Origin of the sequence: Enterococcus sp. CR-Ec1, from assembly GCF_002850555.1 — a bacterium.
In the GTDB taxonomy this organism is placed as follows: Bacteria; Bacillota; Bacilli; order Lactobacillales; family Enterococcaceae; genus Enterococcus_D; species Enterococcus_D entomosocium.
The window spans coordinates 320158-335663 of sequence record NZ_CP025223.1 but is presented as its reverse complement, the minus strand read 5'-3'; the positions used below and the strand labels follow the sequence as shown (position 1 = coordinate 335663).

The 15506-nt window shown below is 45.3% G+C and carries 15 protein-coding genes; 6 read left to right on the top strand and 9 right to left on the bottom strand.

Translation table 11 applies throughout. The annotated features are described in order from the left end of the window. Positions 1 to 3: 3 nt before the first annotated feature. Both CXM95_RS01665 and CXM95_RS01660 read right to left on the bottom strand, forming a co-directional pair. Entirely contained in the window at positions 4 to 963 is a 960-nt protein-coding gene (locus tag CXM95_RS01665) for an ABC transporter permease (RefSeq protein WP_086299003.1), read from the bottom strand. 319 nt (positions 964 to 1282) lie between these two features. Next, positions 1283 to 2644 carry a citrate/2-methylcitrate synthase gene (locus tag CXM95_RS01660; RefSeq protein ID WP_016619617.1) on the bottom strand — a complete coding sequence of 454 codons (1362 nt, stop codon included), beginning with the start codon at positions 2642 to 2644 and terminating at the stop codon, positions 1283 to 1285. Positions 2645 to 2879: 235 nt separating this feature from the next. Between CXM95_RS01660 and acnA the strand changes: the two genes are divergently transcribed. The 4 genes from acnA (at position 2880) to CXM95_RS01640 (ending at position 8423) form a co-directional block, all read left to right on the top strand. Next, complete coding sequence (gene acnA, locus CXM95_RS01655) at positions 2880 to 5576, top strand: aconitate hydratase AcnA (protein WP_101698780.1); 2697 nt, start codon at positions 2880 to 2882, stop codon at positions 5574 to 5576. Beyond that, positions 5569 to 6819 (top strand): NADP-dependent isocitrate dehydrogenase, encoded by a 1251-nt coding sequence (gene icd / locus CXM95_RS01650; RefSeq protein WP_086299001.1) that lies wholly within the window; start codon positions 5569 to 5571, stop codon positions 6817 to 6819. The genes acnA and icd overlap by 8 nt, the downstream gene beginning before the upstream one ends. 104 nt (positions 6820 to 6923) lie before the next feature. Next, positions 6924 to 7778: a helix-turn-helix domain-containing protein gene (locus CXM95_RS01645; protein WP_086299000.1), complete on the top strand. Its 855-nt coding sequence runs from the start codon at positions 6924 to 6926 to the stop codon at positions 7776 to 7778. A 105-nt stretch (positions 7779 to 7883) separates the two neighbouring features. Then, complete coding sequence (locus tag CXM95_RS01640) at positions 7884 to 8423, top strand: biotin transporter BioY (RefSeq protein WP_005232455.1); 540 nt, start codon at positions 7884 to 7886, stop codon at positions 8421 to 8423. A gap of 111 nt (positions 8424 to 8534) precedes the next feature. On the opposite strand, the gene CXM95_RS01635 is transcribed toward CXM95_RS01640, so the two are convergent. The 6 genes from CXM95_RS01635 to CXM95_RS01610 all read right to left on the bottom strand — a co-directional run bounded on the left by CXM95_RS01635 (position 8535) and on the right by CXM95_RS01610 (position 12024). Further along, positions 8535 to 9083, bottom strand: a complete 549-nt coding sequence (locus CXM95_RS01635) for a nucleotidyltransferase family protein (RefSeq protein WP_233499077.1) — start codon at positions 9081 to 9083, stop codon at positions 8535 to 8537. Between the two features lie 30 nt (positions 9084 to 9113). Continuing rightward, a complete protein-coding gene (locus CXM95_RS01630; RefSeq protein WP_101698779.1) occupies positions 9114 to 9863 on the bottom strand; it encodes a 3-oxoacyl-ACP reductase in 750 nt (249 codons plus the stop codon). Next, positions 9860 to 10081 carry a DUF2829 domain-containing protein gene (locus CXM95_RS01625; protein ID WP_005227147.1) on the bottom strand — a complete coding sequence of 74 codons (222 nt, stop codon included), beginning with the start codon at positions 10079 to 10081 and terminating at the stop codon, positions 9860 to 9862. The genes CXM95_RS01630 and CXM95_RS01625 overlap by 4 nt, the downstream gene beginning before the upstream one ends. Positions 10082 to 10166: 85 nt before the next feature. Further along, positions 10167 to 11060, bottom strand: a complete 894-nt coding sequence (locus tag CXM95_RS01620) for a metallophosphoesterase (RefSeq protein ID WP_016619614.1) — start codon at positions 11058 to 11060, stop codon at positions 10167 to 10169. Position 11061: 1 nt separating this feature from the next. Next, positions 11062 to 11439, bottom strand: a complete 378-nt coding sequence (locus CXM95_RS01615) for an iron-sulfur cluster biosynthesis family protein (protein ID WP_016619613.1) — start codon at positions 11437 to 11439, stop codon at positions 11062 to 11064. A gap of 15 nt (positions 11440 to 11454) precedes the next feature. After that, on the bottom strand, positions 11455 to 12024 hold the full coding sequence (locus CXM95_RS01610) for a GNAT family N-acetyltransferase (RefSeq protein ID WP_016619612.1): 570 nt from the start codon (positions 12022 to 12024) through the stop codon (positions 11455 to 11457). A gap of 107 nt (positions 12025 to 12131) precedes the next feature. Between CXM95_RS01610 and CXM95_RS01605 the strand changes: the two genes are divergently transcribed. After that, positions 12132 to 12584, top strand: coding sequence for a YueI family protein (locus CXM95_RS01605; protein ID WP_005232467.1), 453 nt, complete (start codon positions 12132 to 12134; stop codon positions 12582 to 12584). Positions 12585 to 12598: 14 nt separating this feature from the next. Then, complete coding sequence (locus CXM95_RS01600; protein WP_005232469.1) at positions 12599 to 13018, top strand: hypothetical protein; 420 nt, start codon at positions 12599 to 12601, stop codon at positions 13016 to 13018. 71 nt (positions 13019 to 13089) lie between these two features. On the opposite strand, the gene gshAB is transcribed toward CXM95_RS01600, so the two are convergent. Beyond that, complete coding sequence (gene gshAB / locus CXM95_RS01595; RefSeq protein WP_086298998.1) at positions 13090 to 15354, bottom strand: bifunctional glutamate--cysteine ligase GshA/glutathione synthetase GshB; 2265 nt, start codon at positions 15352 to 15354, stop codon at positions 13090 to 13092. Positions 15355 to 15506 lie beyond the last annotated feature (152 nt).

Sequence of the window (15506 nt, the reverse complement as noted above, 5' to 3'; positions counted from 1 at the left end):
CTCCTAAAACAACCCAGTTTTCGTCAAGCGTCTCGACAATGCATTCACTAATATCAATATGATTATATTGATCACTGTATTAAATAAGCCGATAGCAGTTGAATAACTATATTGAAAGTTTATTAACCCTACTTTATAAACATATGTGGAGATAATTTCGCTTCCTGCTAAATTCAAAGCATTTTGCAACAGCAACACTTTTTCAAACCCAACACTCAATAAACTGCCCGCTCTTAATATAAGCAAGATCATTGCGGTGGGAAGAATCAGTGGTAAATCAATATGCTTGATTTTTTGCAGTCTTGTGGCACCATCCATAGTCGCAGCCTCGTAGTAAGTGGGATCGATCGCTGATAAGGCCGCTAAATAAATAATGCTGTCCCATCCAACATGTTGCCAGACATCACTCCAAACATATACGCTTGCAAAACTTCCTGGCTGAGAAAGCAAAGAAGGCAATTCTATGCCAACAAGCCGCACGAGGTTGACAATCAAACCATTGGTAGGTGATAGAAACAAGATCAACATCCCGCACATAACCATTGTAGAAATGAAGTGAGGTAAATAGGTGGTGACTTGGAAAAACTTCTTGAATTTTTCTACACGAATTTGATTGCAGAGAATTGCTAATGCAATTGGCAATGGAAAGCCGACAATCATACTGTAGAGGGAAATAGTTAGCGTATTTCTAAGGGTTACTCCAAATTGAAACGAATTAAAAAATTGAGAAAAATGCTTAAAACCAACCCATGGACTTCCAAAAATACCCAGTGACGGAGTGTAATCTTTAAATGCAATTACTAAACCATACATTGGAATATAGGTGAATATGACTAATAAAATCAAAGCTGGAGCTAATAAGACGTACAAAGAAAGACTATTTTTCATTTTATTCTTGTGAAAATTTGCGTTGCTTTTTTTTTGCACATGTAACCCTCCTACAAAGAAAATCATTCTTTTCATTTTTTGTTTTACGGTAGAGATAGGAAAAAAGTAACTACTCCTCCAAATAGCCTTTCGTCTACTATAGAACGAATGTTAAACAATCATTGGCCACGTATCCTGATTGTTTTTTTACTTAGAAGTCAATCAATTTTTTAGTCTGTCTCTTGAAGGTTTAACGTTAAACTATAAGACAAAGTTTAACGTTAAACTTATTTCTTGTCAACGCTTTCATTAATAAAAAACAACAAACTTCTTCTGAGTAATTGGATGGTCGTATAAGCACTAGGATTTTGAACAAAACAAAAACAGCAGCGAGCGTCCTCCCTGCTGTTTTGATCTATCTTGACTCTATATCGATATATTCGCGATCATTTGACACTTCTTTATAGGCGGGGCGCATGATTTTTTGTGCGTTGACCAGCTCTTCGATCCGATGGGCGGACCAACCAACGATCCGTGCAATAGCAAACATTGGTGTATACAGTTCTTCTGGTAGATCCAACATGTTATAAACAAACCCGCTGAAAAAGTCGATATTGGCACTGACTCCTTTGTAGATTTTGCGCTTTTCATTGATGACTTGAGGAGCAATGCGTTCGACCATCGTATACAATTGATATTCTTGCCAAGCTTCTGATCCTTTTTCTTGTGCCAGTTTGGCTACATAATTTTTAAAGATCGCCGCACGGGGGTCGTTGTCGCTGTAAACCGCGTGGCCCATGCCATAAATCAATCCTTTACGGTCAAATGCTTCTTTATCTAGGACTGCTTCCAAATAAGTGCGGATGGCCTGTTCATCGGTAATATCAGCAACGTTGCGCTTCAAATCTCCCATCATTTCCGTCACTTTGATATTGGCGCCACCGTGTTTAGGTCCTTTCAAAGAACCTAGCGCTGCAGCAATCGTTGAATAGGTATCCGTCCCACTGGAGGTAACGACTCGTGTCGTAAAGGTCGAATTATTCCCGCCGCCATGTTCCATATGCAAAACAAGTGCCATATCCAATGTTTGGGCTTCTTGGAAGCTATATTCTTTCGTTGGACGCAGCATAGTCAAAATCGTTTCAGCTGTACTCAACTCTTCGGTCGGGCGGTGGATGTACATGCTCTCCCCTTGATTGTAATGATTGTAGGCATGATAGCCGTAGATTGCCAAGAGCGGAAAGACACTGATCAGCATCAGACTTTGTTCCAACACATTTTCAATACTGATGTCATCTGCTTGCGGATCATAACTTGCCAGTGTCAAGATACTGCGAGATAAACTATTCATGATATCAGAAGAAGGTGCTTTCATAATGACGTCACGAACAAAATTGGTCGGCAAAGTACGTTTTTCTGCTAATAGGCAATGAAATGCCGCAAGTTCTGTTTTGTTTGGCAGTTCGCCGAAAAGTAATAAATATGCAATTTCTTCAAAGCCAAAACGTTTCTCATTGACGAACCCTGCTACTAACTCATTGATGTCAATTCCGCGATAACGCAGCTCGCCACAAGCTTCAACTGGCTTACCAGCAATGATTTTTTCTGGATAAATGGTGGAGATCGTCGTAAGACCTGCTAAGACCCCCGTGCCATTTAAATCCCTCAGTCCACGCTTTACATCATATTCTGAATAAAGATTCATATCTATCAAATTGTATTTCTGACATTGCGATGCAAGATAGGACAATTTCTCTTTCTTTTCTAATCTTTCCACGGTGATGTTACCTCCAATCTTTCTACAAACTATCGACTACAATGTTATTTAACCGTATACAAACATCGTTAAAATAGTCATCCTATAAAATCGTTGCTTTTTAACAAACTTTCACACATTATAGCACGATGTTTAGAAAATGAAATATTTTTCATAAATTTAATTGATTTTTTAAATTATCAACGTATAATTATTCCTAATAAGTACGATTATCTTCGTAAAAAGGAGGATTCTTATGAAGTGGCAAACTCAACTCACCGTCAATGACACCCAATACACGTATATTGACTTAGCGAAAATCACCCAAGACTTAGGGGCTGATTTATCTCGCTTGCCCTACTCCATTCGAGTTTTATTGGAAAGCGTTGCTCGTCATCAAGACGAGGAAATTACAGAGGATTATTTACCATTTTTAGCGAATTGGCAGGCAGAAAGCCCTACCGGTGTCGTGCCATTCAAACCAGAGCGGGTCGTCTTGCAAGACTTTACTGGGGTGCCTGCAGTCGTTGATCTGGCTGCCATGCGGGATGCGATGGTCGCTTTAGGCGGTGCCGCAGAAGACATCAATCCTGAGATCCCCGTCACACTCGTCGTCGACCACTCTGTGCAAGTCGATCAAGCCGGTACGCCTGGGGCGATCGCTTTTAATACGGAGCGGGAATTTGAACGCAACGCAGAACGCTATCAATTCTTGAAATGGGCACAAGGTTCTTTCGACAATTTCGAAGTCGTTCCGCCTGAAACAGGGATCATTCATCAAGTCAACATCGAATCATTGTCTGATGTGATCTTGCAAAAAACATACGAAGACCAACATCTGCTGTTTCCTGATACATTGCAAGGGACCGATTCTCACACCACGATGATCAACGGTTTGGGGGTCCTCGGTTGGGGGGTTGGCGGTATTGAAGCGGAAGCTGCGATTCTTGGCGAACCTTCTTTCTTTCCTACACCTGAAGTCATCGGGGTGAAATTTATCAACGAGATGCCTGCAGGTACCACAGCTACCGATTTAGCACTAAAAGTAACCGAAGTGCTGCGGATCGAAAAAGTGGTTGGAAAATTTGTCGAATACTTTGGCCCGGGCTATGGTCATTTGAGCTTAGCCGATCGGGCGACATTAGCGAACATGGCCCCTGAATATGGTGCCACTTGCGGTTTTTGTCCGATCGATCAAGAGACCTTGAACTACTTGGCAACGACCGGGCGCTCCAGCGAGTTGATCGAACTCGTTACCGCTTACGCCAAAGCCAACCATTTCTTTTATGATGAAACGACCGTGCCGACCTATACTAAGGCGATCACCATTGATCTAGCAGAAGTTCAGCCGGCATTAGCGGGCCCCAAACGCCCGCAAGATCGGATTTTGCTTCCAGCAGTCCGTCAGGATTTTGAACAATCAGTCACGGCAGCCGTTGGTCCCAAGGGCTTTGGACTTTCGGAGGATGAATGGCAAAAAGAAGCCAGCGTTACTTGGCCAGATGCTGCAGCAGACAAATTAGAGACCGGCGATATCGTTTTGGCGGCGATCACTAGCTGTACGAATACTAGCAATCCTTTCGTCATGCTCTCTGCAGGCTTATTGGCCAAAAAAGCCATTGAAAAAGGTTTGACCGTCCCTCGTACAGTCAAAACCTCCCTTGCACCTGGCTCCCAGATCGTGACCACCTATTTGCAAAACAGTGGTTTGCTGCCGTATTTAGAGCAACTCGGCTTTTATTTAGTGGGCTACGGTTGTACCACCTGTATCGGAAATTCCGGTCCTTTAGAAGCGCCGGTCGCTGAAGCAATTGAGGCGGAAAATCTACTGGTGGCGTCGGTTCTGTCAGGCAATCGGAATTTTGAAGGAAGAATCCATCCACAGATCAAAGCCAACTATTTGGCTTCGCCGCCGTTAGTTGTTGCCTATGCGATCGCTGGCAGCACTCGCAAAGATCTTACAAAAGAACCATTAGCTATCGTCAATGACGAGCCGGTGTATTTGTCTGATATTTGGCCTAGCAATGAAGAAGTCAATACTTACGTTCAAGAATACGTCGGACCAGAAGCATTTCGCGCTGCCTATGAGCATCTTTTTGATGCCAATGAACGCTGGAATGCGATCGAAACCACCACGAGCGCATGTTATGAATGGGAGGAACAATCTACTTACATTGCTCATCCACCCTACTTTGAAACATTGACCAAAGAATTGCCTAAACCAGATGTCTTAGCCGATCTGAAAGTCTTGGCAAAATTGGGTGATTCCGTCACCACTGACCATATTTCTCCTGCCGGCAGCATCAGTATGGATTCAGCAGCTGGAAAATTTTTACAAGAAAAAGAAGTTCCCTATCGTGAATTCAATTCCTTTGGTTCGCGGCGCGGCAATCATCAGATTATGATGCGGGGGACTTTCGGCAACATCCGTCTGCAAAACCAGCTGGTTCCTGGCAGCACTGGCAGTGTCACGCATTATTTTCCAACTGGGGAAACCTTGTCTATATTTGACGCCGCTATGAATTACCAAAAAGCCGGCCAAAGCTGTATCATTTTAGCCGGTAAAGATTATGGCATGGGTTCTTCTCGCGACTGGGCCGCCAAAGGAACACAATTGTTAGGCGTTAAAGTCGTTTTAGCAGAAAGCTTCGAACGGATCCATCGCAGCAACTTGGTCATGATGGGGATCATTCCTCTTGAATATCTGGCTGGTGAAAGTGCCACCTCTTTTGCTTTAGATGGCAGCGAAACATTCTCGATCGCTTTGCCAGAAGAGCCAGCGGTCAAGCAGCTGGTCGAAGTCACCGCTCAACGGACCGACGGAGGGACTGTCTCCTTTATGACCCGTCTACGCTTTGATGCCCCGGCAGATATTCGCTATTGGAAGCATCAAGGAATTTTGCCAATGGTCATTCGAAAAAAAGCGGAATTAGGAGGAGCTGCCCATGTCTAACCAAACAACCCATGAAGCAACGACGATCACCATTCCTTACATTGCAGGAGACGGCATCGGTGCCGAGATTTGGCAGGCTGCGCAACCTGTGATTGATGCAGCTGTGAATAAAGCTTATGACAATCAGCGCCACATCGAGTGGCTGGAAGTTTTCGCTGGAGAAGCCGCCTTTGAACAGACAGGGGAATGGCTGCCGCAAGCAACCATCGATACGATCAAGGCCCAGCAATACGCCTTGAAAGGACCGTTGACTACCCCGATTGGCGAGGGCTTTCGCTCCTTGAATGTCACCTTACGGCAGACGCTGGATCTTTATGCCTGTGTCAGACCTGTTCGCTATTTTACAGGGGTCCCTTCGCCTTTAAAACAGCCAGAAAAAACCGATATGGTGATCTTTCGCGAAAATACTGAAGATGTTTATGCTGGCATCGAATTTGCCAAAGACGACGATGCAACACAGCGTTTGATCCAGACACTGCAAGCAGACTTTGCCGTCAAGGCGATTCGTTTTCCTAAAACTTCCGCTATTGGCATCAAGCCGATCTCTTTAGAAGGCAGTCAACGCTTGATCGCTGCTGCCATTGAGTATGCGATTACTCAAAAGCGGCCCACGGTGACACTGGTGCATAAAGGCAATATCATGAAATTTACAGAAGGCGGCTTTAAAAACTGGGGCTATCAGCTTGCAGAAACCACGTACGCCGACCTGTGTTTTACAATGAATCAATACAACAAAATCAAAGCAGAAAATGGTTCAAAGGCAGCCGAAGCCGCCCTTGCCTCGGCCAAAGCGGCTGGAAAGATCATTGTTAACGATGTGATCGCCGACAACTTTTTACAGCAGATCCTTTTGTATCCAGAAAAATTCGATGTCATTGCCACTTGTAATTTGAACGGCGACTACATTTCTGATGCACTCGCTGCACAAGTTGGCGGCATCGGGATCGCCCCCGGCGCCAATATCAATTACGATACTGGGGCAGCCATCTTTGAAGCTACCCACGGAACGGCACCGGATATCGCAGGACTTGGCAAAGCCAATCCCTGTTCACTGCTGCTATCGGCGTGCATGCTATTAGAACATTTGAACTGGCCGGAAGCTGCTGCAATACTGACGCAAGCCATTGAACAAGCCTTGCAAAGTCAGCACGTCACTGCCGACTTCGCACAGTTGATGCCCGAAGCCGTCTGTTTAACGACACAAGCGTTTGGTGAACACCTCCTTCAGCTGATCCATTCGTAAACTCAAGCTGTGATTGAGTCGGCATTTGCCTGCTCAATCACAGCTTGATTGCGTTTTCACCTTTTGAGAAACTATACTTAGAGCATGAAAGGGGGAATTCATTTATGAGTGAATTCAACATGAGAAAAATTGGTCAGCAGATCGCTACCAAACGCAAAGAAAAAAATCTGACCCAAAGCAACTTGGCAGACCAATTACTTGTCAGCTATCAAGCGGTCAGTAATTGGGAGCGGGGCAACTCACTGCCGGACATTGAAAAATTGCCGCAGCTAGCGGCGATTTTAGGCCTATCGATCGATGAGCTGTTAGGGAAGCCAGCAGCTGCGGTTCAACATTATCAAGCAGGAACCGCGCAGCCAAAAGAAATCGCCGAACTAGCTCCGCTGATCAAACCGCAAGAACTATCGGCACTGATTCAAGAAGAACCGTTTCAAGAATCTTCTTTAGACCTAGACTTATTGCCTAGACTAGCTCCTCATTTGAATAGTGCTGACTTGCAGCACTTGCTTAATGGCGCCGAAAATATCCCAGAAGATGTCATGGAAGAACTCTTGCCGTTTTTGAAAAAGCCCCAAATAGAAGAGATCCTTAAAGGCAACCACTATTCCATGGCTTTTTGGGAAGAGGCGGCGCCCTTTTTAACCCCCAACTTTTTGGCGGGAGAAATCAAAGGCTGGCTTGAAACCCCTGACTTTCGCTTTTCTGAGATTGAAGAACTGCTTCCCTTTTTACCTGCACCGTATCTGGATGAACTCCTGCTGACGGCCCTGGAACAGCCAAACGTTACCGCATCAGAACGCTTGTCTTATGATGAAATCGAAGAACTGCTGCCGTTTCTGACAGAAGCAACGATCTGCCGTCTCGTTCAAGCACTGCCCTTCTCAACAGATGAATTGGAAGAAATCGCCCCTTTCCTCTCCTCAAAGAACTTACTTGTCCTATTAAAAAAAGGACACTAAAAAAACAAGATTCTTCTTTACTTTTGGTAAACCACCGTTTATAATTTCGTTAACCAAATAAATATTTTTTAGGTTAACGAAATTATTACTAGAGAGAAGGATTCGATGAAATTATCATTACGTGAACAAATCCATGCCGCATTATTTGCGATCATTATTGCTGGTCTTTCCCAATTGACGATTCCGTTCGGTTTGATCCCATTGACAGGACAAACCTTTGCGATTGGACTGGCGGTGACTTTCCTCGGCACGCGAACAGGAACGATGGCGATCATCATCTACTTGCTGTTAGGATTGATCGGTTTGCCCGTTTTCGCTGGTTTTTCCAGCGGTGTCGGTGTTTTGTTAGGACCAACCGGAGGCTATTTAGTCGGCTTCCTCTTTAACGGATTGCTTACTGGATTGGTCGTAGAAAAAACGGCGTTTCGCTACACAGGAGCAGTGATCGGCAATATTGTCGGTGCGCTGGCAACTTTGTTGTTTGGTACATTATGGCTGAAATGGAGCACTGGCATGGCATGGCCGGCGGCTTTTAACGGTGGTTTTGTTTTGTTTATTATCCCCGGGATCATCAAAGCCGTTGCCGCAGCTTATCTAGGTATCTTTTTAAGAAACCGCTTGGCGCAACGACTGGCTTTGCGTTAATAAAAAACACTCGCGTCATATGCAGCGATTCCCATCAGTTAGCTTTTTCGTCTAACTTTTGGAAATCGCCACATCACGCGAGTGTTCTTTTTTAGTTGTCGATCTCTTCAATCAACAACTGCGGCCAAACTTTCTGCCACTGCTTTTCTTCGCTTGGCGTTGTCGGTAAACCGCAAGGTACTGGTCATTTTGGGCGAAATGCGGTGTTGGACGCACCCGAAAACTGCAAACATCCTGCCAACCGAAAGGCGCCATCAATTCAATCTCGCCTTGTTTCATTCGTGCCGCCACCGCTGTACAACGCTCTGGAAACTTCGTTAAAGCATCGAAGGTACTTGTATAAGTGGGTTCCTCGGCAAAGTTGTGCTGGTGCATCAATGCTTGATTTCGAACCTCCCAAGGAAATTCGGGAAACGAACGGCGCAGTTGCGCTTCGATCGCCGCTGTTTCTTCTACGCTTACAGTCGGATCATAAAACACGACATCAATATCGGTTATCGGCACCTCCGCTATTTTTCCGCTGAGAAAACCCCATAAATAATTCCGCAGGTACCCGGCACACAGCCAGCAATCCGGCAGCTGTAACGCTTCAATGATCGTAAGCAGTTGTCGACATTCACGATTTTTTGCAAACAAGTTCTGGATCGCTTGTTCCTTCATTGGCGTCCTCCTCTAATGGGCTCAGGCTAGTTATTTCAAGGTCCAACCACCGTCGATGGGCACGATCGCCCCCTGCAAGTAACTAGCTTGCGGGCTGGCAAGAAAAAGGGTCAGCGCTGCAACTTCTTCTGGTTGCGCCCAACGCTTGACCGGCGTCTCCTCTGCCACCCATTGCGCCATTTTTCCGTCACCGGCAAAATCAGCCGCATTCATCGGCGTTTGAATCGCACCTGGCGCGATGCCCTTCACCGAGATCCCTTGATCTGCAACATCCAATGCCAACTGTTTGGTAAACCCGACGATCGCGTGTTTTGCGGTTGTATAGGCGATCCCGCCCCCACCTGCGACCATTCCAGCGATCGATGCCATATTGATGATCGTTCCGCCGCCATTGGCTTGCATCAGCGGCAAAATTTCTTTCGTTAAATAAAACATGCTGGAGACATTGGTTTGAAATATCTCCTCCCACTCCATTGACGTCGTCTCAGCGATCGTATGATAGCCGTCAAGTTTCCCAGCTGTATTTAACAAGACCGTAATACCGCCAAAGTGCGTCACACAAGCTTGGACCGCTGCAAAACAATTTTCTTTCACCGCTAAGTCACAACACGTGCCGAAAAAGCGGGGTTGGGCTAAAAGCGTATCGGGAAACGATTGGTAGTCAACCCCAAATACTTGAGCGCCTTCTGCAAGAAACGCCTCTGCTTGCGCTCTGCCGATGCCTGAAGCAGCTCCTGTGACAAACACAATCGTTTTGTCATCGATCCACGATGCTGTCATTCCACGATTTTCCAATCTTCCGCAAGAATGTCGCAAACAGTCGGTGCGAAACTCGAGAATCCCTCATCTGCTGTTTTGATCAAAAAGTAAGGGGTGACTGGGGCATTGTCGTACACTTCCCCTTCAACGAATGTCACATAAAGTTCAAAACCGCCCCAACCTTCACGGATGATTTTTTTGCCGGCTTTTAATTCTGGTAAGATTTCTTCAAATGTCATAATTTTTCTCCTTTGTGTTTTTCTTCTAATGGTTTAAATTGCTTGGAAATTCAATTACGAAAACAAGCAGGACTCGGTTGCTGCGCTAATACGGCAGTAGTGTGATCGCTTGCGCCAATTCTTCTAAAAGATGCGTCGTTTTATAGTCCTCAAATGCCTCATGATGGTTTCGCAGCAGCGTCCGAACTTTCGTTGGCGAATATGCTTCTGCTAAGTGATTTTCCATAACGAACCGTCGGGTCATCTGCCATTCATAATAGTAGCCGAAGGGCCGGCAATAATAGCTGGTTCCCGCAAGTTCTTTTTTCTCAAAGCGTCGATGGGTATGCCCAAAGACGACTGCCCGAACATTGGCGTAGCGGTCGATCACTGCGCCAAAATCGGGCGACCCTAAAAACGCATTTAGGTGGTTCCAGCGGGCATACTTGCCGGTCTGACGAACAATAAACGCTTCTTGGGGCACAAAATGGGTAGAAAGAAGAATTTCTTGGTCTTGCGGCAAACGGGCCAATGTTTCCGCTAAACGCTCATTGATGGCTTGGCTGATTTCCTTATCCGATCCCTTTCGCTGAATCATGCGGTCATACCAAAACAAATTTTTCAGCCGCAAGATCTCAGATTCACTGGTCAGATCAGAATATTGGTAGTCATACCAGCCATTGATTCCCAACAGCAGTGTTTTTTCTGATAAGCGATACGTCTGAAAATTAAGAAAGGCGGGATCATCGAAAGCCTCGATCTCTTGTTCCGTCAAGTCCACCATTTCATGATTGCCCCAGTGAAAGGTCGTTGGCACCTGTCGACTTTGAAAAAATGCGACCACGTCTAATAGCCGTTGCTTTTTATTCGCCACATCTCCTGCCAGATGCAGATGGGTCACCTGATTTTGCTGCAAATAATCAGCGATCAGCTTCAGATGGGGGTCGAATAATTGGTTGATATCGACGTGCAAGTCGCTAATAACCGCCAGCGTGCCCATATCAGTGGCCTGCCGTCTGCTTTTCGATCCGTAACAATTGGACATCATTAGCTAAGATCCCGCTATTTCCCACCAATTGCAACCGTTGATAGGTCGGTTCCACCTGCATCCGAGTCTGTTCTTCTAAATACACCTGTGCCCCTTGCTTCAACCAAATCGTGCCTAAGGGTGTCGTTAAAGGGGTGTCATAGATCGCCAATCCTTCTTCTGGATAGCTTTGTGGCACGATAATCAGGCGAAAATGGATGTCCAAACGGCAGGTGATCTCCGTTGCGGGAAACGGACCGACGCCGTCTTCAAAATCCAAATAGAGACGATCGTCTGGCTGCACATAAGGGGTTATTTTTTCAATTGCTGCTGGCTCAATGTTCAGTTCCATGACGAGAGCCCTCCTTTACATAATACGTTTTTTCCATTCCTCAAGGGTGATGCCGCGCGTGACTTCATCGATGATTTCTTCACCCGATTTGCGGGCAGCTGGGATCGTTGCTTCCAATTTCATCCCAATTTTCTCCATAACCCGTCCAGACTTGGGATTTCGGGCATCATGTCGAGCAAAAATCCGAATCAATTCGAGTGTTTCAAAACCAAAATGCAGCAGTGTCATTGCCGCTTCTGGCATGATCCCTTGCCCCCAGTAATCGCGACTTAATGTATAACCAAGCTCAGCGATCTCTTTTTCAGATTCCACCCGTAAATCGATGGTCCCGATCATTTTGCCTGAGTCTTTTTCTTCGATCGCAAATTTTCCTAAGGGTGCAGCAACAAAATACTCGGCGATGCGCAGTTTTGTTTCGTCAACCGACCCATGTCTAGCAAAGACGAAGGCTGTCGTTTCTTCATCATTTGCATAGGCAAACATGTCCGCTGCATCCGCCAAGGAAACGGGGCGCAAGAGTAGCCTCGGTGTCTCCAACCGCTGATTTTCTGCTAATAATAGCAAATGTCGTTCTTTTGTTGTCATAGGATCCCTACTTTCTATCAGAACTCTCTCACGATCGCACCCCTCTTTTGCTATTTGTTGGATATGCTATAATAAGCATAAGTAAACGCTTTGAGGAGGATACTTCAATGTCAGACGAATTAGAAAAACGCCTTGATACAGGAATGTATGGGACGCCTCGCGTCAACCCAGATGAACAGCGCAAGTATTTAGGCACGTTTCGTGAACGGTGTTATCTTAGTATGACAGTAACAGAAATGAAGAAGAAGGACAACCAGAAAACGCTCTTGAACGCCTTACCAGATTATCAAGGTGCGCTCGTGCTGCTCAACGGAAAATTGCCAGAATCGATCCAGACCGATTACATCACTTTACTGACCAAACAACAGATGGAATTTCGGATCGTCTCCGATGCCCAAGATGCCGGTCCAGACAGTATCGGCTTGCTGATTGCCGGGAAAGAAGCCGTCAATCAAGACGTCATCGATATCGAAAAAAAATACCCTGCAGCTGCCGCTCCATCAGATAAAGAGCACGAACAACCAGAGAAAACGTCATTTTGGAAACGTCTTTTCCATTAAAAGGAGGAACTATCATGGAACAATCAACACCGCCCTACCTTTCATTAAAGAAAGAACTGCTTGATGCTTTGGATTTGCATATCGATTTGTTGAAAACGGCCCCTACGATCGAATCCAGCCATCTGGATGGCGTATTGTTCATGATGCGCAGCTTGGGTTTTATGCTGGATCGCGCTCCGAAAGTACTCCTACTGGAGGATCAGAATGAAATGAACTTTATGATGTTTCAATATTATAGCCTCCTGTCGGAACTGAAGTACAATCTCGTTTTAAACTTTCCCTATGCCTCGATTCAAGGCGTACCGTTATTGACCTTGATCCAACGTTTTCCTACCACGTATGAAAAAGAAATGAAACAATGGTGGGAAGCCCGAACGGGTCTCAAGGTGGAAGAAACAAAACAAACGATTGAGATCGCTGCTTTTGAATCCTAATAAAAAAGACTGCACACTTTCGAAGGGAATCACCTTCCAGAGTGTGCAGTTCTTTGCTCTCTAAGCTTCCATCAGCTTTCGAAGACTTCAGGGAACAACAGGCGTAAAACAGACATAGTTAAGCGTCGGCCTTTCCCGCTGTATGGATAAACGTGCATATGCATCGCTGGGTTGAAATTGGCTTCAATGATTCCATAAGCCCCCGGTTCATTGGCTGGCTTGGTTTTATCTGGAATAATCAGATCGATTCCACTGATAGACGCTTGTAATGCGGCGACCGCATCGACTGCTACTTGTTTGTAGTCATCGTTGAAGTCATCCGTTACATCGATAGAATCACCGCCAGTACTGATATTCGAGTTTTCTCGCAGATAAACGATCTGCCCCTCTTCTGGCACTGAATCCACTTGATACCCTTGCTCTTTTAACATCAGTTGTTCCAGTTCCCCTAATTGAATCAACTCTAATGGAGTCCGATGATGGGTGCCGCGCAATGGATCGAGATTTTTCTCTGCGACGAGTTCCGTGATCGTGCGCTTGCCGTCACCCACGACATTGGCTGGGATACGTAATAAAATCGCATCGACTCGCCCATCGATCACGAAGAACCGATATTCTGTCCCTGATAAAAAGGTCTCAACGAGGATCGAATCATCTTCCGCAAAGGCAATGGCGACCGCCGCTTGATAATCCGCTAAAGAGGCGCCTTCTTTGAAAATCGAGATACCGATCCCATAGTTGGTGGTTTTCGGTTTTACCACAAACCCGCTGTGGGCAACTTGAGGATAAAACGCGATCGCTTCTTCTGCCGAAGCGAATTCAGCACCACCTGGTACATGAAAGCCATTTTCGGCTAAGATTTTTTTGGTGACCGTTTTATTCGCCATGATCAATGGAACGATATACTGATCCTTACTAGTCATATTGGCATTTTTAACATATTCGATGTGGTCTTTCACGGCTAATTTCAAGAATTGATCCGTTTCATCCAGTACCGTCACTTCGATGCCTTTTTGGATCGCATCGAACAAGAGAATCTGGGTCGACAATTCCATTGCTCGAAAACCAGCCAATTGATACGGTTTTCCCCAAGCAGCATGATGATACTTTTGTCCCAGCAATGTTGCTGTCTGCGCTTGACTGCTTGCTTGACTCGCTGAGAAAAGACGTCCGGAGAAGGTTCTTTCTGGTTCAGCCAGCATCTCAGAAAGCTGATCCAAAAATGGCGGATGCGGCAGCTCAAGGGCTTGGGCAAAGTCCATCATCTCAGCAATCAGTGCTTGCGCTTCTTGCTGATACGTTAATGTTGCTAAGGGATGCTCTAATGCGACCTGATCATTTTTCTGATTGCCTTCTTCGATCCACGCATCGGCATCGCTGCCTTCTTCTTTTGTACTTAAAAACAATAAGAAGAAATGTAAGAACGCGACTTGCTCTTTGGAAATGCCATAGCGGGCAAAGGGATCGATATCGATATTTCTTAACTCAATATAACGGATACCAGCTGAGGCTAGATCTGCGACCCGTTTTCCCCCACGTAAACGCACTGGCGCATAAAATTCTTTTTCTTCTGAAAGCTTTCCTGTCTCCACTAATTTGGCAATATCCGCAAGATAGGTCTCTAACGAAGCATAAGATACCTTGACGTCTTCGTGATTCGTGTAGCCATAACGGCTATTGCGAATACTGCGGACTGGTTCTTGCGGTCCGTTTTCTGTCGTAAAATAATTGGCTTCTGATGCAGGGGTCGCCCCAAAGAAATACGTCAAAAACCAGCGATAATGCAAATAATTGCGAGTTACTTTCAAATAAAGCGCCGTTTTAAAGGCTTGATAGCTTTCCTTCGTTTCAGATAAAGCATACAGTTGCTGCAAAAAGTCTTCCGCAAATTCAAAATTGAAATGTATCCCACTGACCATTTGCTTACGGCGACCATAAGTTTTGGCCAAATAGCGGCGGTAGAGCACATCTTCAAATTGGTCTAATTTAGCAATGACGATGTCTTCTTCTTTTTCTGGTAAAGCCGGTGGCATGCTCAAAGGCCAGAGCATTTCTTCTGCTGCCATTGAACGATATGCCACATCGTGGATGGCCCCTAAGAAACGGAACAATTCATCCACTGAATCCGCGACCGGCGTGATCAGTTCCAGTTGATTTTCCGCAAAATCCGTTTGGATATAGGGATGGAAGCGCCGATTGCCTAGCGCTTTCGGATGATCGGTTCCCGCGAACGTCCCATCGAGCCGCACCCGTTGCGCTTCACGCTCAATCCCATAGCGTCCTTTCAATAAATAGGGAAAAAGCTCTTTATGTGATAACAATGTTTTTATTTTCATTCGACTGCCCTCTATGTTCTTCTACTATTTTTTTCTTATATTCTGTTTCTTTCCATCTATTATAGTGAAAAATGGTGAAAAATGCAGAAATTTGCTCCTCACTTGTAATATCTCTTACTAAAATTACCAAGAATTTATAAAATACTTGAATA